The sequence below is a fragment of the Haloferax sp. KTX1 genome (assembly GCF_902410085.1).
GTDB classification, from domain to species: Archaea; Halobacteriota; Halobacteria; order Halobacteriales; family Haloferacaceae; genus Haloferax; species Haloferax massiliensis.
The window spans coordinates 114346-133242 of sequence record NZ_CABPRH010000007.1; the positions used below are offsets into that span (position 1 = coordinate 114346).

At 67.0% G+C, this 18897-nt stretch carries 20 protein-coding genes and 1 tRNA gene; 6 read left to right on the forward strand and 15 right to left on the reverse strand.

The genetic code is table 11. From position 1 onward, the window contains the following. Window positions 1-72: 72 nt before the first annotated feature. Together FY251_RS12660 and FY251_RS12665 are read left to right on the forward strand one after the other, a co-directional pair. Window positions 73-777 (forward strand): haloacid dehalogenase type II, encoded by a 705-nt coding sequence (locus FY251_RS12660; protein WP_148415202.1) that lies wholly within the window; start codon window positions 73-75, stop codon window positions 775-777. 78 nt (window positions 778-855) lie between these two features. Further along, window positions 856-1227: a hypothetical protein gene (locus FY251_RS12665; RefSeq protein WP_148415203.1), complete on the forward strand. Its 372-nt coding sequence runs from the start codon at window positions 856-858 to the stop codon at window positions 1225-1227. Window positions 1228-1318: 91 nt separating this feature from the next. Here the strand turns inward: FY251_RS12665 and FY251_RS12670 are convergent, their stop codons facing one another. Further along, window positions 1319-2434, reverse strand: a complete 1116-nt coding sequence (locus FY251_RS12670) for a hypothetical protein (protein ID WP_148415204.1) — start codon at window positions 2432-2434, stop codon at window positions 1319-1321. A 500-nt stretch (window positions 2435-2934) separates the two neighbouring features. Here FY251_RS12670 and FY251_RS22580 point away from each other — a divergent pair, with 500 nt between their 5' ends. Together FY251_RS22580 and FY251_RS12680 are read left to right on the forward strand one after the other, a co-directional pair. Next, window positions 2935-3084 carry a hypothetical protein gene (locus tag FY251_RS22580; protein WP_187367408.1) on the forward strand — a complete coding sequence of 50 codons (150 nt, stop codon included), beginning with the start codon at window positions 2935-2937 and terminating at the stop codon, window positions 3082-3084. Further along, window positions 3084-3272, forward strand: a complete 189-nt coding sequence (locus tag FY251_RS12680; RefSeq protein ID WP_089781571.1) for a hypothetical protein — start codon at window positions 3084-3086, stop codon at window positions 3270-3272. Before FY251_RS22580 ends, FY251_RS12680 begins: the two co-directional genes overlap by 1 nt. Before the next feature lie 228 nt (window positions 3273-3500). Here FY251_RS12680 and FY251_RS12685 read toward each other — a convergent pair. From FY251_RS12685 to FY251_RS12705, 5 genes are all read right to left on the reverse strand, one after another. Next, a tRNA-Val gene (locus tag FY251_RS12685) sits at window positions 3501-3575 on the reverse strand. A 73-nt stretch (window positions 3576-3648) separates the two neighbouring features. Further along, complete coding sequence (locus FY251_RS12690; RefSeq protein ID WP_148415205.1) at window positions 3649-3900, reverse strand: hypothetical protein; 252 nt, start codon at window positions 3898-3900, stop codon at window positions 3649-3651. A 265-nt stretch (window positions 3901-4165) separates the two neighbouring features. Next, window positions 4166-4699 carry a cob(I)yrinic acid a,c-diamide adenosyltransferase gene (locus FY251_RS12695; protein WP_148415206.1) on the reverse strand — a complete coding sequence of 178 codons (534 nt, stop codon included), beginning with the start codon at window positions 4697-4699 and terminating at the stop codon, window positions 4166-4168. Next, window positions 4696-4935, reverse strand: a complete 240-nt coding sequence (locus FY251_RS12700) for a glutathione S-transferase N-terminal domain-containing protein (RefSeq protein ID WP_148415207.1) — start codon at window positions 4933-4935, stop codon at window positions 4696-4698. The genes FY251_RS12695 and FY251_RS12700 overlap by 4 nt, the downstream gene beginning before the upstream one ends. A gap of 154 nt (window positions 4936-5089) precedes the next feature. Further along, a complete protein-coding gene (locus tag FY251_RS12705) occupies window positions 5090-5431 on the reverse strand; it encodes a hypothetical protein (protein ID WP_255516695.1) in 342 nt (113 codons plus the stop codon). 224 nt (window positions 5432-5655) lie between these two features. Between FY251_RS12705 and FY251_RS22585 the strand changes: the two genes are divergently transcribed. Then, window positions 5656-5832, forward strand: coding sequence for a hypothetical protein (locus FY251_RS22585; protein ID WP_187367409.1), 177 nt, complete (start codon window positions 5656-5658; stop codon window positions 5830-5832). Between the two features lie 23 nt (window positions 5833-5855). Here the strand turns inward: FY251_RS22585 and gcvPB are convergent, their stop codons facing one another. The 7 genes from gcvPB to FY251_RS12740 form a co-directional block, all read right to left on the reverse strand. After that, complete coding sequence (gcvPB, locus tag FY251_RS12710) at window positions 5856-7277, reverse strand: aminomethyl-transferring glycine dehydrogenase subunit GcvPB (RefSeq protein WP_148415209.1); 1422 nt, start codon at window positions 7275-7277, stop codon at window positions 5856-5858. Then, a complete protein-coding gene (gene gcvPA / locus FY251_RS12715) occupies window positions 7277-8620 on the reverse strand; it encodes an aminomethyl-transferring glycine dehydrogenase subunit GcvPA (RefSeq protein ID WP_148415210.1) in 1344 nt (447 codons plus the stop codon). The genes gcvPB and gcvPA overlap by 1 nt, the downstream gene beginning before the upstream one ends. Before the next feature lies 1 nt (window position 8621). Continuing rightward, entirely contained in the window at window positions 8622-9002 is a 381-nt protein-coding gene (gcvH, locus tag FY251_RS12720; protein ID WP_148415211.1) for a glycine cleavage system protein GcvH, read from the reverse strand. A 2-nt stretch (window positions 9003-9004) separates the two neighbouring features. After that, the gene (gene gcvT / locus FY251_RS12725; RefSeq protein ID WP_148415212.1) at window positions 9005-10096 is read right to left on the reverse strand and encodes a glycine cleavage system aminomethyltransferase GcvT; all 1092 of its coding nucleotides are present in this window, start codon (window positions 10094-10096) and stop codon (window positions 9005-9007) included. A gap of 301 nt (window positions 10097-10397) precedes the next feature. Then, window positions 10398-12824: a DUF2309 domain-containing protein gene (locus tag FY251_RS12730; protein ID WP_148415213.1), complete on the reverse strand. Its 2427-nt coding sequence runs from the start codon at window positions 12822-12824 to the stop codon at window positions 10398-10400. Beyond that, window positions 12814-14298 carry a proton-conducting transporter membrane subunit gene (locus FY251_RS12735; RefSeq protein ID WP_148415214.1) on the reverse strand — a complete coding sequence of 495 codons (1485 nt, stop codon included), beginning with the start codon at window positions 14296-14298 and terminating at the stop codon, window positions 12814-12816. Before FY251_RS12735 ends, FY251_RS12730 begins: the two co-directional genes overlap by 11 nt. 374 nt (window positions 14299-14672) lie before the next feature. Further along, a complete protein-coding gene (locus FY251_RS12740; protein WP_148415215.1) occupies window positions 14673-15158 on the reverse strand; it encodes an Lrp/AsnC family transcriptional regulator in 486 nt (161 codons plus the stop codon). Window positions 15159-15569: 411 nt separating this feature from the next. Between FY251_RS12740 and tuf the strand changes: the two genes are divergently transcribed. Then, on the forward strand, window positions 15570-16832 hold the full coding sequence (gene tuf / locus FY251_RS12745; protein ID WP_148415216.1) for a translation elongation factor EF-1 subunit alpha: 1263 nt from the start codon (window positions 15570-15572) through the stop codon (window positions 16830-16832). A 119-nt stretch (window positions 16833-16951) separates the two neighbouring features. Here tuf and FY251_RS12750 read toward each other — a convergent pair whose 3' ends face one another. Together FY251_RS12750 and FY251_RS12755 are read right to left on the reverse strand one after the other, a co-directional pair. Beyond that, window positions 16952-17203 (reverse strand): hypothetical protein, encoded by a 252-nt coding sequence (locus FY251_RS12750; RefSeq protein WP_089781549.1) that lies wholly within the window; start codon window positions 17201-17203, stop codon window positions 16952-16954. Window positions 17204-17540: 337 nt separating this feature from the next. Next, window positions 17541-18833, reverse strand: a complete 1293-nt coding sequence (locus FY251_RS12755) for a RimK family alpha-L-glutamate ligase (RefSeq protein WP_148415217.1) — start codon at window positions 18831-18833, stop codon at window positions 17541-17543. Between the last annotated feature and the right edge of the window lie 64 nt (window positions 18834-18897).

The following is an 18897-nucleotide window of genomic DNA, read 5'->3' on the forward strand; positions in this document are numbered from 1 at the left end:
CTTCGGTCTTTTTTCCCGCCGCGTCCGCGCGACCGCCGTATCGTTAACACTCGCGCCGCCGTAGAGCCGCGCATGTCGTTCGACCCCGACCGCGTCTCGACGGTCACGTTCGACTCGTACAGCACCCTCGTGGACGTCGACGCCGCCGAGAAGGCGCTCGCCGAGCGCGTCGACGACCCCGAACCCGTCTCGAAGCTGTGGCGGTCGCGGTCGCTCGAATACACCTTCGTCGGCAACCACGTCGACGAGTACGAACCCTTCTACGAGGTCAACCGCGCGGCGCTCCAGTACGCGCTGGACGCCCACGGCGTGTCGGTCTCGGCGGGCGAGCGCGACGAGATTCTCTCGGTGTACCACGAACTCGACGTGTTCGACGACGTGCGCGACGCGGTCGGCCGCCTCCGCGACGCCGGCTACGACTGCTACGTCGTCTCCAACGGGAACCCCGAGATGCTCGACTCGATGGTCGACCACGCGGACATCCGCGACCTCCTCGACGGCGTCGTCAGCGCCGACGAGGTCGAGGTGTTCAAACCCGACGCGGAACTCTACCGCCACGCGGCCGCCCGAACCGGGACGCCCATCGACGAACTCGCCCACGCGACCGCCGGCTGGTTCGACGTGATGGGGGCGCAACACGCCGGAATGCAGGGCGTCCGGGTCGACCGCAAGGACTCCCCGTGGGAACCGTTCGGCCCGGAACCCGACCTCACCGTCCCGGACCTCACGACGCTCGTCGACGCGCTCGTCGGCGACGAAAGCGGGACGGCGGACTGACGCGTTCCGGCGTGCTTCCCGGCACGGTGTATGCCATCAGTTCACAATGCTGATGTTACTTGCCGTCCATCTAGTCGGATGGAACGGCGGCGCGTGAAAGGCGGTATCCTGGCCGCTATCGGGTTCGTTCTGTCCCCGCTTTCGTGGTGGAACGACCTCGTGGTCAACCTCCCGCTGGCCTACGCGTTCGGCGTCGCGGTGAGCCTCATCTCCAGAAGCTGGTTTCTCCCGGGCGTCGTCGCGGGCTACTGGCTGACGAACGTGGCCGGGTTCGTCCTGCTCCACAAGGGCGCGGTCGACGCTGTGTCGGCCGAACCTCATCCGTACACCGCGCGGCGGTTCGCCAAGGACTTCGCCATCTCGGTCGGCTACACCGCACTCGTGGTGCTTTTGGTCTGGTTCGGCTTCCTCACCGTTCCCGACGGCCTGCTCGCGGCGCTCGGTCGCTGACTTCGGTTGGCCGGTCGGGCCGGCGCTCGCCGTCAAAAAATAGCTCCGGACCGACCCGGTGGTGGGTCCGAGTCGGTCGGCGGTCGTCGGCTCAGTTCTCCGTTTCGTTGTCGATGGGCGTCTCGGTCGGCGGCGGCGTCTCGCTCATCGGTTCGTCGGTGGTCGGTTCGTCAGTGGTCGGTTCGTCAGTGGTCGGTTCGTCGGTGGTTGGTTCGTCGGTGGTCGGTTCGTCAGTAGTTGGTTCGTCGGTGGTCGGTTCGTCGGTGGTCGGTTCGTCAGTGGTTGGTTCCTCAGTGGTCGGTTCGTCAGTGGTCGGTTCGTCGGTGGTCGGCTCCTCAGTCGGCGTCTCCGTGGTCGGCTCCTCACCGACAGTCACGACCGCGTCGTCGGTGACGGGCGTCCCGTTCATCGTGTACGGGCCGTCCTCGGTTCCGTTGGAGGTGAGGAAGTCGAGCGTCTGGTTGTCGTTGGTGTCGAGGTGCGCCTGCGCCGTGAGGTTGGCGCTCTCGTTCAGCGGTTCGAGGAGCGGCACGGAGACGTTCTCCTGCTCGCCGGATTCGAGGTAGTCGGTCGCGCCGACGACGGAACCGTTCTCGTCGAGGATGGCGATGTAGCCGCCCTCGGAGAGGTTCGCGCTCGCGACGGTCACGTTACTCCCGTCGGACTCCTGGTCGTCGAACTGGAGCGTCGCGGTCGGCTCCTCGGGTTCGGGCTGTTCGCCCACGGTGAGCGTCGTCAGCTCGCCGAAGTCCCGCGTCTCGATGCCGTGGATGTACGTCCCGTCTTCGAGACCCGTCGTGTTGACGTCGAACTCGATGGTCTCGGTCTCGTTGGGGTTCAGCGCCCAGCCGGTCCGCTCGACCACGTCGCCTTCGAGTCGGAACTCGACGCACTGGATCATCGGCACGTCGTTCGGGTTGGTGATGTTCGCCGACACCGTCACCGGCTCGCCGGCTTCGACGCCGGACGGCGCGGAGAGGTTGCTCACGTCGAACGACTCGTAGGTCCCGTTGCTCGGGTACGTGCAGTACTGCGTCTGCATCTGTGTCTGCGTCTGTTCTTGTACCTGTGCCTGCCGTGTGTCGACCGCCGGCGCGTCCGGCTGGGCGACCGACTGCACGCCGTCGGACGCCGCCAGACCGGTCCCCGCCGCCGCGACGAGGGCGACGACGACGAGGACGCCGGCGATACGTGTTCGTGTGCTCATGTGTCTTCGATGACAATCTACCGACGCCGCCGGCAAAAGGTGACGAGATAGTTTCAATAGTTTCGCGTTCCGGCTGTCAACTTACCTGATGGTGTAGGCGGTTAGTCTGTCTCTGATTCCGATACTGGGGGCGTATTGACCAGTTTTTCCGCAACAGTTCGCGAAACACGATGTTTCATTCGAGACGCTACGCGTTAACTGTCAGAAAAGCGATTACGTCACCGAAGCTAACAGGGTAGCCTCTCGTTTATTCGACATTCTTGACAGGATGAGTGACGGGGCCGGCTGAGCGTTTCGAAACCGGAACGGTATCGAACTGGTGGCCGTCTCGCGGGGCCGCTCCGGACGACTCGACCGATTTCCCACCCGAGTACCAATCTCCTTTTGATATTGATGAGTACGAACTACAATCGAGATTATCGTTACATTCGGGTTTGAATATGAGCAATCGCGACCACAATATCCAAAACTTCTTGTACTCGTGTCGTATTTGGACGTGTATGAGCGAATCCAACGAGAATTCGCGGATCGCACCGTACACGGAGTACTCGCGCACCCGTTCCCGGTGCCCTCGATGCGGGACCTCCGTCCCGAAGGAGGCGGTCGGCGACGCGCTGTGTGCGAGTTGCAAGGCGGACGTCTCTATCTGATGAGTACGGCCGCACCCCACAGTTCCGACGAGTTGGCGGACGCGCCGGTGTTCGACCTCGAATGCATCTACGACGACCCCGAGAACCCGAGCGAACTAACCGTGTTCTCACCGAAATCGGAGGAGTTGACGACCTCGTGGATTACGGTCGACCGGGGGAGCGCCGTCTCGCTGGACGATATCGCGTAGGCGCTCGGCGGGCGTGTCCTTTTGTTTTTGATTGTTAACTGACGGCGACCAGCTTCGGTTCTGTGGACGCCTCGCTGTCACTTATCGTTTCGAGAATTCAGAAAGTGGGTTGGGGCGGATTCGAACCTCGGTCGCTCACTTCGTTCGCTCCCTGCTTCGAATCCACCGTGACCACTTTCGATTCCACGGACTCCTCGCTGTCACTTATCGTTTCGAGAATTCAGAAAGTGGGTTGGGGCGGATTCGAACCGCCGGCCTGCTCCGTGTGAAGGAGCCGTCATAACCTGGCTAGACCACCAACCCGGCTACGATTCTGCTTTCCCGCGCCGCCAATTAAGACTTACGTTGTGCCCGGATTCGGGGGGCGCAAACGCGTCTACTCGGGCCGTCGCACGCGACGCCGAACCCGCCCGGCGGCCCGGCGACTCCGCGTCGCCGCCCGGCGCGCGCCGTACTCGACGCGCTCCCGCCGCGTCCGCGGCGCGGGCTCCGGCTCGTCCTCGACCTCGCGCCCGAGCGCCGCCATGAGGCGGCGACGGAGCGGTGCCGTCTCCTCGTCGAGCCCGGCGTACAGGTGCTCGAACCCTCGTCGGAAGTAGTACCGCGCGTCGGTGTAATGTCGGTTCATACCTCCGGATAGTCCCGCGGACGAGAAAACGGTTATGTCACGCGGTACCGAATCTCATATGTCTGAGAAAGAGCGATACACTTTAGTGATTCTTAGGCATACCTAAAACTGGGAACGCAGGCCACGCTTCGTGGTCGGTCCCAGTTAGCGTCTGGCCCCTTCCGGGACGGCGATACCGTGGGCACGATTCGTCCGTCCTGGTCCCATTATCCTCGTGAGCGACCGCGCCGACCCGCCGACGCCGCGGGTGAACCGGGGGCTCGACTCAGTACGTCGGCGACTCCTCGGGCACGCCGTCGCGCTTGTTGACCAGTCGCGCGAAGACGAACAGCGCGTCGGAGAGGCGGTTGAGGTAGGCGACGACCTCCTCGTTGACGGGTTCTTCGGCCGCGAGCGAGACGACGCGGCGCTCGGCCCGCCGCGACACCGCGCGGGCGTGGTGGAGTTTCGCCCCCGTCTCGCTCCCGCCGGGGAGGATAAACGACGTGAGCGGGTCGAGTTCCTCATCGGCCTCGTCTATCCACGCTTCGAGTTCGTCCACGTGGTCGGTGGCTATCCGCGGGTCGCCCTCGTCGGGGTCGGGGTTGGCGAGGTCGGCCTGCACGATGTGGAGGTGGTTCTGGACGGCTTCCAACACGTCGTCCACGTCGCCGTGGCCGGTCGGGCGCACGGTCCCGACGAGGGCGTTCACCTCGTCGACCGTTCCGTACGCCTCGATGCGGTGGCTCGTCTTCGACACGCGGGTCATGTCCCGCAGGTCGGTCATCCCCTCGTCGCCGCGACCGGTGTATATCTTCATGCGAGCGTCTGGTCGACGTACCGGAGGATGTTCTCGCTCTCGGACATCGTCACGCCGCGGTCACCGTCGACGAGGACCGGAACGCCGCGCTGGCCGCTCACGCGCTTGACCTCGTTTCGGTCCGAGTGGAGCGCGTCGACCCACTGCGTCTCGTAATCGATGCCCGCCTCGGACAGCGCGTCGTGGACCTTCTCGCAGTACGGACAGCCGTCGAGCGCGTAGAGTTCGATTCCCATGCCCCGCCGTTGGGTGCGCCGACCCAAAGAGATTTGCACGCCGACTGGTCCGACCGCGGCGTCTCCACTGTCGCGTCGTCGCTCCCCCGCGATCCGTCACGTTCGCCAACCGCGTTTGCGGGTGTCTCATACACGCTGCCTCCTCAAGCGGCGGTCAGTCCGACTGACTCCCGTAGCGGTTCCCGGTCGGGTCCCACAGCAGGTCGACCGTTCCCCCGACGCCGAGGAGAACCAACAGCACCGGGAGGTCCGTCGGCGCGCCGACCGCGTGGGCGGCGACGCCGACGACGCCGAGCGGGACCGCCGCGAGTCGCTCGACGTTCGGAACCCGGTGGAACAACAGCATCGTCACGGCGGCCCCCGTCAGCGAGGCGAGGAGCAGCACTTGTACGGGGTCGTGACCGCGGACGGCGGCCCGGACGGTCAGCCCACCCGAGGCGGCGACGAGGAGGGAAAACAACAGTACGCGGGGGCGCTCGGCGATGCGGGAAGACACGGTCGACGACTGTGTCCGGAACTGCATATACTTTGACAGACGACCCGGAGGGCTCCGGTCCATCGCGGCCTCGGAGTTCGGCGGGGCGGACGGCCTCCTGAGCGGACAGACGAGCGGGTTGCCGACGAAAACTCCGAATTCATATCGCAGTAGTTGGTTTATCGAACCGGCCACAGCGTCCGCGAACCAATATCTTCAACAACGACTACCACGGATTCGACCCCATGAGCGACCTCGAAATCCAGCGCGAGTGCCCGGCCTGCGGCAACGACACGTTCTACCTCGCCGCCAGCATGGAGATTCACCTCGGCACGAAGACGAAGTGGCACTGCACGGAGTGCGACTACGGCTACGTCCACATCACGGACGACATCGAGACGTACGCGAAGGCCGAAGCGTAACCGCGAAAAGAGGGTTTTTCTCGTTATTCGTCGTCGCCGAGCGCCCGCCACGAGAGCCGCGGGTTCCGCGCGGCGGACACCTGGTCGATGCGGCGGGCGCTGGTCTTCGAGGGCGCGGTTTCGAGCGCCTCGTCGGAGTCGGCGTACGCCGCGTTGAAGGCGTGCGCGAGGTCGTCGAGAGAGGCTTTGTCCTCGACTTCCGTGGGTTCCGTGAGCATCGCCTGCGAGACGAGTTCGGGCCACTTCGTCGTCGGCGGGTGGACGCCGTAGTCGAGCATGCGCTTCGCCACGTCGGCGGCGTCGCGGTCGCCCGAGGTCGCCGCGAACTCGTGGTGGAACGGTCCGTAGGGCACGTCGAGGTCTATCTGCGAGGCGAGGTAGTTGGCGTTGAGGACGGCCTTGGCGCTGGCGTCCGCGAGGCCCGCGTCGCCGAGGCGGGCGATGTAGGCGTACGCCTTCACGAGGACGAGCCAGTTGCCGGCGAAGCCGTGGACCTTGCCGATGGAGGACTCGGGTTCGTACTGCTCGTAGCCGGCGGCCGTCTCGCGGACCATCGGACTCGGGAGGAACTCGGCGAGTTCCTCGACCACGCCGACCGGGCCGGCGCCGGGGCCGCCGCCGCCGTGGGGCGTGGCGAACGTCTTGTGGACGTTGTAGTGCATGATGTCGAAGCCCATGTCGCCGGGGCGGGCGCGGCCCAAGAGGGCGTTGAGGTTCGCGCCGTCGTAGTACAGCAGGCCGCCCGCGTCGTGGACCAACTCGGCGATATCGACGATGTCGCGCTCGAACAGCCCCAGCGTGTTGGGGTTCGTGAGCATGAGCGCGGCCGTCTCCTCGGAGACGGCGGCGTCGAGCGCCTCCATGTCCACGCGGCCGTCGTCGTCAGAGGGGAGTTCGACCACGTCGTAGCCGGCCATCGCGGCCGACGCGAAGTTCGTCCCGTGGGCCGACGAGGGGATGATAATCTCCGAGCGGTCGTCGCCGCGGGACTCGTGGTACGCCTTCGCGACGAGGATGCCCGTGAACTCACCCGCGGCACCCGCCGGGGGCTGGAGCGTCACGGCGTCCATGCCGCCGATGTCGGCGAGGTACTCCTGCAGGCCGTGGAGAAGGCCGAGCGTCCCCTGAATCGTCCGGTCGGAGCGGTCGGGGTGAACCCCGGCGTTGGGGTCCGCGGCCACGTCCTCCGTGAACGAGGGGTTGTACTTCATCGTACACGACCCAAGCGGGTACGGCCCGAGTTCGACGCTGTAGTTCATCTGCGACAGGCGCGTGTAGTGGCGCGCCAGTTGCGGCTCCGACAGCGCCGGGAGCGTCAGTTCGTCGCGGGTCAGGTCGTCGGGGAGGACGCTCTCCGAATCGACCTCGACGGTCGTGCTGTCCTTCTCGGACAGGAGCGGTTCGTACTCGTCGTCGCGGCTGAATCGGGCTTGGTCGAAGTTCATCAGATGACCTCCTCGAAGGCCGCGACCAGTCCGTCCGCGGCGTCGGCGTTCGCGTCGGTGATACAGACCTGCAAGTGGTGGTCGTCGAGGGCGTGGACCGCGAAGCCGCGGCCCGCGAGGTCGTTCGTGATGGCGGGCGCGGGCTGGTCCGTCCGGACGACGAACTCCCGGAAGTGGTGGCGGTCGTACAGCGGCGCTTTGACGCCCGAAAGGTCGTCAAGTCGGCCCGCGAGGTCGCGCGCGTCGGTGACCGCTCGCTCCGCGAGGTCGACGAGGCGGTCGGGGCCGAGCCACGCCATGTGCATGGCCGTCCGGAGCGCGACCCACGCCTGATTCGTACAGATGTTCGAGGTCGCGCGCTCCTTGCGGATGTGCTGTTCGCGGGTCTGGAGCGTCAGCGTGAACGCCCGCATGTCCGCGCTGTCCTCGGAGACGCCGACGAGGCGACCGGGGACCTGTCGGAGGTACTCCTCGCGGGTGGCGAAGATGCCGAGTCCCATGCCGTAGGCGGTTCCGAGGCCGAGTGCGCCGGCCTCACCGACGACCACGTCGGCACCGACGCTCGCGGGCTCTTCGAGGAGCGCGAGCGCCACGAGGTCGCTTCCGAGACAGAACAGCGCGTCGTTGTCGTGGGCGAGGTCGCCGATGTCGGCGAGTCGCTCCTCGATGACGCCGCGGACCGTCGGGGTCTCGGCGTACACCATCGCGGTCTCGTCGTCGACGAGGTCCGCGAGGGCCTCGACGTCGACCGCGCCGTCGGCCATCGGGTACTCGCCGATTTCCATCGCCGCGCCGTCGAGATAGTTTTCGAGGACGCCGAGGCGGCCCTCGTGGAGGTGTTCGGGGACGAGCACGCGGTGGCCGCTCGCGCCGCGCCGGAGGCGGTTCGCGAGGAGCGCGGCCTCGGCGAGCGCCGTCGCGGCGTCGTACATCGAGCAGTTGGCGACCGGGAGCCCGGTCAGTTCGACCAGCATCGACTGGTACTCGAACAGCACCTGCAGGAAGCCCTGCGCGATTTCGGGCTGGTACTGCGTGTACGAGGTGAGGAACTCAGAGCGCCGCGAGAGGTCGTCGACCAACGCCGGCACGTAGTGGGCGTGATGGCCGCGGCCGAGGAACTCCGTCAGCTCCTCGTTGCGCGAAAACAGGTCGGACATGGCGTCTCTGAGCTCGCGCTCGTCGGTTCCGGGGACGCCGAACTCGCCGTCGAAGCGGACTTCCTCGGGGATGTCGAAGAGGTCTTCCGCGCTGTCGACGCCGACGGCGTCCAGCATCGCTTCCTCGTCGGCGTCGGTGTGTGGGGCGTACGGGCTTCCGGCCCGCCGTCCGTTTCCAGCCGTCATCTCACTCCGTCTGCTCGCGGTACTCCTCGGGGGAGAGGAGGTCGTCGAACTCGCTTTCGTCGGCCGGTTCGAGTTCGAGCATCCAGCCGTCGCCGTAAGGGTCGTCGTTGAGGAGTTCCGGGGCGTCGAACAGCTCCTCGTTGACGGCCGTGACCGTGCCCGAAACGGGGGCGTAGAGGTCCGAGACGGCCTTGATGCTCTCGACCACGCCGAACTCCTCGCCGGCGACGAGTTCGTCGCCTTCGGCGGGGAGCTCCACGAAGACGACGTCGCCCAGTTCGTCCTGTGCGAAATCGGAGATGCCGATTTTGACGGCGTCGCCCTCGGTGGTGGTCCATTCGTGCGATTCCAGGTACTTCCGGTCGTCGGGAATTTCGAACATTGTCAGTTGATGAAAGGAGGTGTCACGATTACTGCGCGCTTCTCGCGGCCGCGGACGAGCACCGAAATCTCGGTCTCGTCGGCGGCGTACTCGACGGGAACGTAACCGAGGCCGATGGGTTCCGACAGGGTCGGGCTCATCGTCCCGCTCGTCACGACGCCGATGACCTCGCCGTCCGCGTCGGCGATGTCGTAGCCGTGTCGGGGAACGCCGCGGTCGAGGAGCGTGAAGCCGACGAACGTCTCCTCGACGCCGGCCTCGGACTGCTGTTCGAGGGCGTCGCGGCCCACGAACTCGGTGTCGAGCTTGACGACGAAGCCGATGCCGGCCTCGTAGGGGGTCCGGGGCTCCGTCTCGGGGTCGAAGTCCTGTCCCGAGAGCAGGTAGCCCATCTCCATGCGGAGCGTGTCGCGGGAACCGAGCCCGCAGGGAGTCGCGTCGAGCGCCGACCAGACGGTCTCGGCGTCGTCCCACGGACAGAGGACCTCGAAGCCGTCTTCGCCGGTGTAGCCCGTCCGGGCCACCCAGCACTCGACGCCCGCCACGTCGGCGAACCTCGCTTGGAACTTCGAGAGGTCGCCGAGGGCCGCGCCGGGCGCGGCGGCGGTGACCGAGTCGAGGGCGTCGGGGCCCTGTACCGCGAACATCGCCCACTCCTCGGTCACGTCTTCGACGGCGGCGTCGAGGCCCCACTCGTCGCGGAACGAGGTCCAGCGGTCGTACATCTCCTCGTCGTGGCCGGCGTTCGGGATGAAGAGATAGACCCGCTCGTCGCGGTCGGGGAGTCGGTAGACGACGGTGTCGTCGACGATGACGCCCTCGTCGTTCACGATGGCCGAGTACTGCGAGTCACCCGGTTCGAGGGCCGTCACGTCGTTCGTCGTCAGGCGTTGCATCAGCGCGGTCGCGTCCGGGCCGGACACCTCTATCTCGCTCATGTGCGAGACGTCGAAGATGCCGACCGACTCGCGGACGGCCGCGTGTTCGGCCTTGATGGAGTCGTACTCCACAGGCATGTCCCATCCGCCGAACTCGGTGAACGTCGCCCCGGCGTCCGCGTGGACGTCGTACAACGGCGGCTTGCGAAGGCCCATACAGGCCCCTGCGAACTGCGATAAGTAATGCTTTGGTATCTGTTCGCTCGGTCTGTTCACTGTCGTGCATTAATCAGGGGAGAGATACGGGGGAAAACACCACGAACCCGCAACCAGATGGCGAAATATGCCGTTCGGACGCGGTTGGGAAGGAGACGGCACGCACCGCGATAAACGAATTACTGCGATATATAATTCCGATGTGGGGGGAGGGTCGACGACACGCCGCGAGGCCGCTATCCGTGGCGAATCGTCCGGGAAAAACGGTCGCCGGCGAGTGTCCGACTCGAACGCGGCCCGCTCAGTCGTCAGCGGCGGCGGGCGCGGGCGGCGTCTCCGGTTCGGGGCGCGCTTCGACCCGTTCGGACGCCGGCGTCCACGTCAGCTCTTCCTCGTAGTGGAACGCGCGGTGGTCCCGCGTCGGGTCGACGACCGTCAGCGAGAGCCAGTCGTTGTCGAGCAGTTCGGTCAGTTCCTCGTGGTCTGCCAGCACGTCGGTGACGCGGTCGACCGGCGCGTGGATAATCGTCGAGAGGCGGAGCGGCTGGTGGTACGGCGTCTCGTCGGCGGCCATCAGCGACTGGAGGGGGAGGCCGGTCATCAGGTCCCCGCCGTTGCCCTGATAGACGCCGACGTTGCCGACGGGGTTTTGGGTCACCTTCGACCCGCTCCCGTAGGCGGCGTTGTCGACCGTCGAGAAGTAGTACTGCATGTTAATCCACTGGGTGACGACCATCGGCCCCGTGAGAATCGCTTCGAGCGCGTCGCCGTCGCGGTCCGTCGAGTGGTCGTAGGAGTGGAGGAACGCGCGCCCGTCGAGGTTGAGGTCGCTCGTCAGTTCGCGCGGGCCGATGACGAAGCCGGCGTTGCCGGCCAGCCCCCACTCGGGGCGCGTCTCGGCCCAGTCGGCGGCGCGGCGCTCCGCCTCGCTGACGGCCGCGGAGCCGTCGGCACCCGTCCGCTCGGCGGCCGCGTGCTCGCGGGCGACTGCGAGGTCCGCGCGCAACTGGTCGAGGTCGTCCGCGTGGCTCTGCGGCACGTCGCCGTCGTACAGTTCGATTTCGTCGGTCGTCGTGTTGTGCTGGCCGGCGACGAACACCGTGTCCTCGGGGATGTCGAACCCGCGGTCGCGGAGTTCGTCCGCGACCGCCTCGTCGTTGCAGATGGCCGCGAGGACGCGGGCGTTCGGGCCGCCGGGGTTGCCGGCGCAGGCCCCGCAGTCCAGACTCGAATCGTAGGGGTTGTTGGCCGTCTCGCTGGCGTGGCCGGTGAACACGACGAGGCGGCCGAACTCCTCCCACCCCATCAGGTCGAAGGCGTTCGCGGCGTACTCGACTTTCTCCTCGTCGGTCAACCCCACCGGGAGGTCGCCGACGTAGGAGTGCTGGTGGTGGACGACCGGGTCGCAGAACTCGTGGTTGTCGGGGACCGCGTCGTCGGCGGTACCGAGCAGGTCGGCGACGCGGCCGGGAACGAGCGTGCGGGCCGCGAGGGCCACCCCGTAGCCGCTCCCCGCGCTCTCGACGAAGCCGAAGGCGGTTGCGGGGTTGGTCTTCAGCGCCTCGATGGCCTCGCTCGCCGCCTCGCGGAGGCGCGACCAGCGGTCGTGGCTCGCCTCCGTCTCCCTGTCGGTCGGGACCTCGGAGACGCGGTGCTGCGGGTCGACAATCGGTGGACAGGCGTCGACCGCGACCTCGGTGTCGTAGCCTTGGTACTCCATCGGGACGCCGAAGAAGCCGGCGTAGCCGTGGGTCTCGTAGTCGCCGGTGGCCTCGATGTGCCGGCGGATGACCTCCGAGCGCGTGTCGATACAGAACACCAGTTGCGCGTCCGGGCGACCGCCGGAGTCGCTGTGTTCGAGCGCCTCGCTCTCGGCGGCGACGCGGTCGACGACCTCGCCGCGGTAGCTCGCCTCCCACGCGCTCAGGAACGCGTCGGCGAGGTCGTCGGCCGCCTCGGCCTCGTCGCTTTTCGACCCGGTCGACGGCGCGATGTCGACGCCGAACGCGTCGAGGAGCGCGAGGCGGGCCGCGAGGTAGCCGTCGAGCGAAATCGGGTACGCGGACTGCCACTCGCCGCCGTCGGCGGCGCGTTGCTTGATGAAGCCGGTCCAGCCGGGGAGCGCGGCGAGCTGCTCCTCGAATATCGGCACCCACTGGCTCTCGGGATACGGCGCTAACGCGGACTCGATGGCCTCGACCGGCGACTCGGGCAGGTCGGAAACGACCCCGTCGTCGGGAATCTGACCGTCGTGGGGGGCCATCGACCGGAAGGCGCTGTAGAAGCCGTCCTCGCGGTCCGGCATCGGCCAGTGGGCCTGCCCCTCGTCGAGGAACGCCGACAGCCACTTCGTCAGCACGCGGTCGACCCGCGCGGCGTCCGCATCGGCGTCGGCCGCGGTCTCGGCGTCCGCGTGGCCCGACTCGTCGCCGGCGTCCATGCGCTTCAGCAGGGTTTCGGGGTCGCCCTCGTAGCCGCGCTCGGTCAGTTCCGCGTCGAGCACCGCGGGGTCGATTTGGCCCCCTTCGAGTGCCGCTTCGAACGTCTCCGGGGTCGGGTAGCCGCGGCCGCCGACGAGGTCCGCGGCCTGCGTGACCGCCTCGCTGAACGGCATGTCCTCGAAGCCCGAAAGCGGGTTGGCCGTCACGAACGAGTGGACCGGCCAGACCGAGCCGACGGTGGTCGCGGCCTTGTCGATGCTGTCTTCGATGCTGTGTTCAGTACTCATTGTATTCCTCCGTGGCGGTCAGCACGGTGCTGGACGCGGGTTGGCTCGCGTTCAACAGCGCGACGTAGAGGCGGCGACTCCGCTCGTGGACGCCGAGTTCTATCGCGGCGTAGACGACGAGGAAGACGCCGGCGACGAGCGCGTGGAGCGCGCTCAGTTCGGCGGGTGCCTCGACGACCGGCAGTCCGGACAGCACGCTCGAAATCCCCTCGTAGACGAGGGCGTACACGGCGATGGCCGACAGGGAGACGAGCGGGACCGCGCCGTAGCGGGCCGTCGACGGGAGCGCGGCGCGCGCGACGACGTTGCGGGCCGCGTGCAGCGTGGTGAGCACGACGAACGCCACGAGCAGGAGTCCGCTGTCGAGGTGCGTTCCCTTCCCGGTGAGCGCCGCGAACAGCGCGCCGCCGGCCAGTCCGGTCGCCACGATGACGGCCGTGCCCGCGACCCCGGTGTCCGGGTTCCCGTGGTCGGTCGGGGCGGTCCGTTCGACCGCGCCGCCCGAGCTGAGGAAGTGGTACGCCTTGTAGAAGCCGTGCAGGATGAGGTGGGTGATGGCGGCCCCGAAGAAGCCGAGACCGGCCTGCATGATCATAAAGCCCATCTGCCCGATGGTCGAGCAGCCGAGTTCGCTCTTGACGTCCGACTGGACGTTCTTGAGCAGCTTCCCGACGAGGGCGCTCGTCGCGCCGACGGCCACGATACCGAGCATGAGCGTGGCGTCGAGGGTCACGACCGGGGCGAACCGGAGAAGCAGGATGCCGCCGGCGTTGACGAAGCCGGCGTGCATCAGCGCCGAGGCGGGCGTCGGCGCGGTCATCGACGACAGGAGCCAGCCGTGGAACGGGACGAGCGCGGACTGAATCATCGCCGCGAGCACGAGCGCGACGACGGCGACGAGCCACGCCGGGCCGCCGAGTCCGTCGGCGTTCGCGGCGATTCCCGAGACCGTCGTCGCGCCGGTCGCCCACCACAGCGCCGCGAGCGCGACGCCGAGGAACGCGCTACTGGCGAGGAAGTACCTGCGGGCGACGCTCGCGGCGGCCTGCGCCTGCGGCCAGCCGTCGATGACGCCGATGAGATTCGCCATCACGAGTCCCATCGCGAGCCAGCACAGCCAGAACAGCGCGAGGTGGTCGGCCGCGACGAGACCCATCACGGCCACCGTGAAGCCGAACACGGTCGCGAAGAACTTCGTCTCGTGGGCGGAACCGGCCATGTAGCGGCGCGAGTAGCTGTGGACGATGCCGCTGAAGAACGTCACGACCACCCACAGAAGCACGGTCAGGCCGTCGACGGCGACGACGCCGGGAACTTCCCACGCACCCCCGAGTCGGACTCGGGCGAAGAGCACGGCGACGCTCGCGGCGAACAGCGCCCACACGAGCCGCGTTAGTGCGACGGGCGCGAGCGGCGAGTCCGCCGCCGCGTCCGGGAGTGCTCCGACCGTCGGGTTCGAGCTGTGTCCTGACATCGTTCGATTCGTCGTTGACCAGTCCGGTCGCCGAGACCGCATCGGGGTCCGAGACTGGTCGTCCTTACGCCCATCCGAGAACAGATTGACTATTAAATCTACCTACATTCACAAATCGTTCGCAAATTAGCCATTAAAGAACATTATGGTTTCGCGGGTTCGGAGCGGCGTAGACAGCCGACGCTGAACGGTCGAATCCACGGAGAACGGCTTGTTCGAGGCTCGTCACTCCCGATGAAGCGATGTGAGCGAACGAATCGGGAACGCCGGCCCTGCGGGCGTCGGCCCGTCGCGGCGACCGGCGACTGCGGTCCTCGTCGGTCTCGGTGAGCGATTCGTGAACGCTCCGTTCGTCGCGGGGACGCCGCGACCGCTCAGGAGTCGTTTTCGGCGTGCCGTTCGGAGTCGAACTTGCCGAACGGCGTCGTCTCGTGGGTTCGCACGAGCACCTCGTCGGCGACGGTGACGCCCATGTCGAGGAGTTCTTGCGCGATGGCCGTGATGTCGTCGTCCGTCTCGCAGACGGCGGTCACGAGGAGGTTCTGTTCGCCGGTGACCAGCTCCTGAACCGCCACGACGCCGTCCATCTCCAGAATCTCGGGGACGAGTTCGCCCCGCTTGGGAATCGAGGCGGTGCAGTACAGCAGCATCCGGAGCGGGTAGCCCGACTTCTGGTAGTCGACGCTCGCGCTGTAGCCCTTGACCACGCCCTCGGATTCGAGCCGCTGGATGCGCTTGCGGACGGTGCTGTCCGAGGTTCCAGTTCGTTTCGCGATGTCCCCGGACGACATGTTCCGGGCGTCCTCTTGGAGTGCGTACAGAATCGCCCTGTCCACGTCGTCGATATCCTCGCCGGCCATACCCCTTCCTCGGGGTGGAGCGCACTTTAGCCTTTGATATCGCGCGGTCGCCGCGGTGTCTCGTCCCGGCGGTAGATTTATTTCCCATCCGATATAATTAGTTACTATGATAGTTGTAAAAGACAACACCGATGCGTCCGACGCTCGCGAGCGGTCCGTTCGCCGCACGGCCACCTTCGCCGACATGGCCGCGGCGATGCGTGGGTTCTGACCCGTCGTCCGCCGCTTCGATTCTCCGCTCGGTTCGCCCGACGGCGTCGCAACGTGACGGCGTCCCTGAGTTTTCGCGTTTCCTGATAACCCGTTTCCGCGACCCGTCGGAGCCGGCGCGAGACGCGTTTCAGACCGGGAAAACGGATTTACCTTTGGGTGTCATATTCTACCAAACTGGGCGACACCGCCCTGATACCCATGGCAGACAAACCACACCAGAACCTAGCCATCATCGGACACGTCGACCACGGGAAGTCCACCCTCGTCGGCCGGCTCCTGTTCGAGACGGGCAGCGTGCCGGAACACATCATCGAACAGCACCGCGAGGAGGCGGCGTCCAAGGGGAAGTCGGGCTTCGAGTTCGCCTACGTCATGGACAACCTCGCCGAGGAGCGCGAGCGCGGCGTCACCATCGACATCGCCCACCAGCGCTTCGACACGGACAAGTACTACTTCACCATCGTCGACACGCCCGGTCACCGCGACTTCGTGAAGAACATGATCACGGGCGCGTCGCAGGCCGACCACGCGATTCTCGTCGTCGCCGCCGACGACGGCGTCGCGCCGCAGACCCGCGAGCACGTCTTCCTCGCCCGAACGCTCGGCATCGAGGAGCTCATCATCGCGGTCAACAAGATGGACGTCGTCGACTACAGCGAAGACACCTACAAGCAGGTCAAAGAGGAGGTCCAACAGCTCCTCCAGCAGGTGCGGTTCAGCTCCGACGACGCCAGCTTCATCCCCATCTCGGCGTTCGAGGGCGACAACATCGCCGAGCCCTCGGAGAACATGCCGTGGTTCGACGGCCCGACGATACTGGAGTCGCTGAACAATCTCCCCGAGCCGTCGCCGCCGACCGACGCCCCGCTCCGCGTCCCGATTCAGGACGTGTACACCATCTCCGGCATCGGGACGGTCCCGGTCGGTCGCGTCGAGACGGGCATCCTCAAGACCGGCGACAACGTCCGGTTCATGCCCTCCGACGCCGGCGGCGAGGTGAAAACAATCGAGATGCACCACGAGGAGGTCCCGGAGGCCGGCCCCGGCGACAACGTCGGTTTCAACGTCCGCGGCGTCGGCAAAGACGACATCCGCCGCGGCGACGTCTGCGGCCCGGCCGACGACCCGCCGTCCGTCGCCAAGACGTTCAAGGCGCAGATCGTCGTGATGCAACACCCCTCGGTCATCACGGCGGGCTACACGCCGGTCGTCCACGCCCACACGGCGCAGGTGGCCTGCACGTTCGAGTCGCTCGACCAGAAGCTCGACCCCGCGTCGGGCGAGGTCGCAGAGGAGAACCCGGACTTCATCAAGGCCGGCGACGCCGCCATCGTCACGTTGCGCCCGCAGAAGCCGCTCAGCATCGAGCCGTCGTCAGAAATCCCCGAACTCGGGAGCTTCGCCATCCGCGACATGGGACAGACCATCGCGGCCGGCAAAGTGCTCGAAGTCGACGAGTAGCGCCCGGTCCCGACCTCGGATTTTTCGCGTCACCGCCGCGACAGCGGCCGCGCCGTCCACGCGGCCGGCCGGCGACCGATTGGTCACAAACGGCGCGCGAGCGTTCGTCGCGTCCGGCGTCACTCGTCAGCGCCGGGGTAGAGCGCCGACACCTGCCAGACGTTCGCGCGGACGCCCGCCCTGACGATATCCATCCGCACGCGGTCGCCGGCGTGGTGGTTCGCGAGGTAGTCGCGGAAGCTGCTGTTCTCGTAGGACGTGACGTGGTACGTCGAGCCGTTGTCGCCGCGGAGCGTCGCCGCACCGTGGTCGTTGACCTCATTCACGATTGTGAATGTATTCGGATTATTTCTGGACGCTGTCTCGGACATGTTCGACTATATGTTAATTAGAACCATAAAACCTGCCATCGCGTTTAGTAAATCATTATAAACTATATCTTGATTGTAACCCGGACGACACTGTCCGCTCGCCGTCTGTCGGTTCTCCGAGAGTGGCCCGCGTCCGGTGGTCGACTCGACGCGCCGTGCGCCGGTGTTGGGTTGCGACCGGCGTGGGACGTGACGCGACGCGGCCACGCTGTCGAGCGCGGGTTGATCGTCGAAACGAACTGCATCGCGTAAGTACGGCCTCTCGAATCGGGGACGGGGCGCAGTCACCCTAGGCGGAGCAACCAATTAACCGAATGGCTTGATATATCCGGTTTCATTAGTGGCCCGCGTCGTCGCGGACCCCGCGACGCACGTCGACGTAGTAGTCGCGGAGCACGTCCCGGCCGATTCGAAGCGGCGTCTCCGAACCGACGTCCTCGTCGAGCACCGCGGTCACGGTCCGCCGCTCGCCCGCGAGTTCGACCACGACGTCCACCCGCGGCGGCGCGCCGTCTTCCACCGCGACCGGTGGTTCGGTCCCGAGGTCGGCCGCCAAGTCGGGCGCGATTCGGGTCGTCGACGCGGCGGTGTCGATGCGGGCGAGCACCTCTTTCGACCCGCTGATTCCGGTGACGGTCACGCGTTCCGCGTGGCCGACGACGGGAACCCGCTCGTCGCGGACCCGCGAGGGGGCGTCCGCCGGCGGCGTTCCGTCGAGGTCGCGGCCGAGGCGCTCGACGAGCGCCGGGTCGACGCGCCCGCCGGCGCGCTCGATTGCGAGGCTGGCGATGGCCGCCGCGGGCGACCGCCCGGTGGCGCGGAACAGGCCGCGGAACCCCGCGGTCGGGTTGACTTCGAGGACGAGCCAGCCGCCGTCGCTCTCGATGAGGTCGACGCCGGCGTAATCGAGACCGAGCGTTCGCGTCGCTCGGAGCGCCGCCCCCGCGGCCCGCTGCGGGAGGTCCTCGGTCGCGTCCTCCACGTCGCCGCCGAGCGCGACGTTCGTCCGCCAGTCCCCCGCCGGGGCGTAGCGGTACATCGCGCCGACGACCTCGTCGTCGACGACGTAGATTCGGAGGTCGCGGTGGCGCTCGCCCGCGTCGACGTACTCCTGAATGAACGCTCGGCGGCCGTCGACGGTCGCCGAGACGGCCCGGTCGTGGTCGACTAACCACGTCCCCCCGCCGTTGGTCCCGATTGCGGTCTTGTAGACGACCGGCGTCCCGAACGCGTCTCGCGCGGCGTTCAGTTTGGCGTCCGCGGTGGCCATGTACGTGTGCGGCACCGGGACGCCCGCGGCGGCCAGCCTGCTCGCCGTCGCGTGTTTGTGGACGGCGAAGAGAACGCTCCGCGGGTCGTTGAGCACGGGGCGAACCGCGGCGTAGCAACTGGCGATAGAGAGGTCTTCGAGCGGGCTCGTCGATTTCGACAGCAGGAGCCGGTTGACAACCACGTCGACGTCGGGGTCCAGCGCGACGCCCGACCGCGACACCTCGATGCCGACCGCCTCCTCGTGGAGCCAGACGGCCTCGTGGCCGAGCGCCGCGACCGCGTTGCTGATGGCTTTCGTCTCCCTGCTGTCGTGGAACCCCAGAACCCCCACGGTGACCGTCTGTGCATCCCCACCCATGGGTGAGACTACGCGTTCCGGTCGCATCAGCGCATCGCGAGGTCCCGCAGAATCGGAATGTGAC

Coding starts and splice junctions, on each gene's coding strand:
- gcvPB (WP_148415209.1), bottom strand. CDS start 7,277: ATGAACTTCGACCAAGCCCGATTCAGCCGCGACGACGAGTACGAACCG.
- FY251_RS12735 (WP_148415214.1), bottom strand. CDS start 14,298: ATGTCAGGACACAGCTCGAACCCGACGGTCGGAGCACTCCCGGACGCG.
- FY251_RS12680 (WP_089781571.1), top strand. CDS start 3,084: ATGAGTACGGCCGCACCCCACAGTTCCGACGAGTTGGCGGACGCGCCG.
- FY251_RS12665 (WP_148415203.1), top strand. CDS start 856: ATGGAACGGCGGCGCGTGAAAGGCGGTATCCTGGCCGCTATCGGGTTC.
- tuf (WP_148415216.1), top strand. CDS start 15,570: ATGGCAGACAAACCACACCAGAACCTAGCCATCATCGGACACGTCGAC.
- FY251_RS12695 (WP_148415206.1), bottom strand. CDS start 4,699: ATGAAGATATACACCGGTCGCGGCGACGAGGGGATGACCGACCTGCGG.
- gcvPA (WP_148415210.1), bottom strand. CDS start 8,620: ATGACGGCTGGAAACGGACGGCGGGCCGGAAGCCCGTACGCCCCACAC.
- FY251_RS12660 (WP_148415202.1), top strand. CDS start 73: ATGTCGTTCGACCCCGACCGCGTCTCGACGGTCACGTTCGACTCGTAC.
- FY251_RS22580 (WP_187367408.1), top strand. CDS start 2,935: ATGAGCGAATCCAACGAGAATTCGCGGATCGCACCGTACACGGAGTAC.
- FY251_RS12740 (WP_148415215.1), bottom strand. CDS start 15,158: ATGGCCGGCGAGGATATCGACGACGTGGACAGGGCGATTCTGTACGCA.
- FY251_RS12670 (WP_148415204.1), bottom strand. CDS start 2,434: ATGAGCACACGAACACGTATCGCCGGCGTCCTCGTCGTCGTCGCCCTC.
- gcvT (WP_148415212.1), bottom strand. CDS start 10,096: ATGGGCCTTCGCAAGCCGCCGTTGTACGACGTCCACGCGGACGCCGGG.
- FY251_RS12755 (WP_148415217.1), bottom strand. CDS start 18,833: ATGGGTGGGGATGCACAGACGGTCACCGTGGGGGTTCTGGGGTTCCAC.
- FY251_RS12750 (WP_089781549.1), bottom strand. CDS start 17,203: ATGTCCGAGACAGCGTCCAGAAATAATCCGAATACATTCACAATCGTG.
- gcvH (WP_148415211.1), bottom strand. CDS start 9,002: ATGTTCGAAATTCCCGACGACCGGAAGTACCTGGAATCGCACGAATGG.
- FY251_RS12690 (WP_148415205.1), bottom strand. CDS start 3,900: ATGAACCGACATTACACCGACGCGCGGTACTACTTCCGACGAGGGTTC.
- FY251_RS12730 (WP_148415213.1), bottom strand. CDS start 12,824: ATGAGTACTGAACACAGCATCGAAGACAGCATCGACAAGGCCGCGACC.
- FY251_RS12700 (WP_148415207.1), bottom strand. CDS start 4,935: ATGGGAATCGAACTCTACGCGCTCGACGGCTGTCCGTACTGCGAGAAG.
- FY251_RS22585 (WP_187367409.1), top strand. CDS start 5,656: ATGAGCGACCTCGAAATCCAGCGCGAGTGCCCGGCCTGCGGCAACGAC.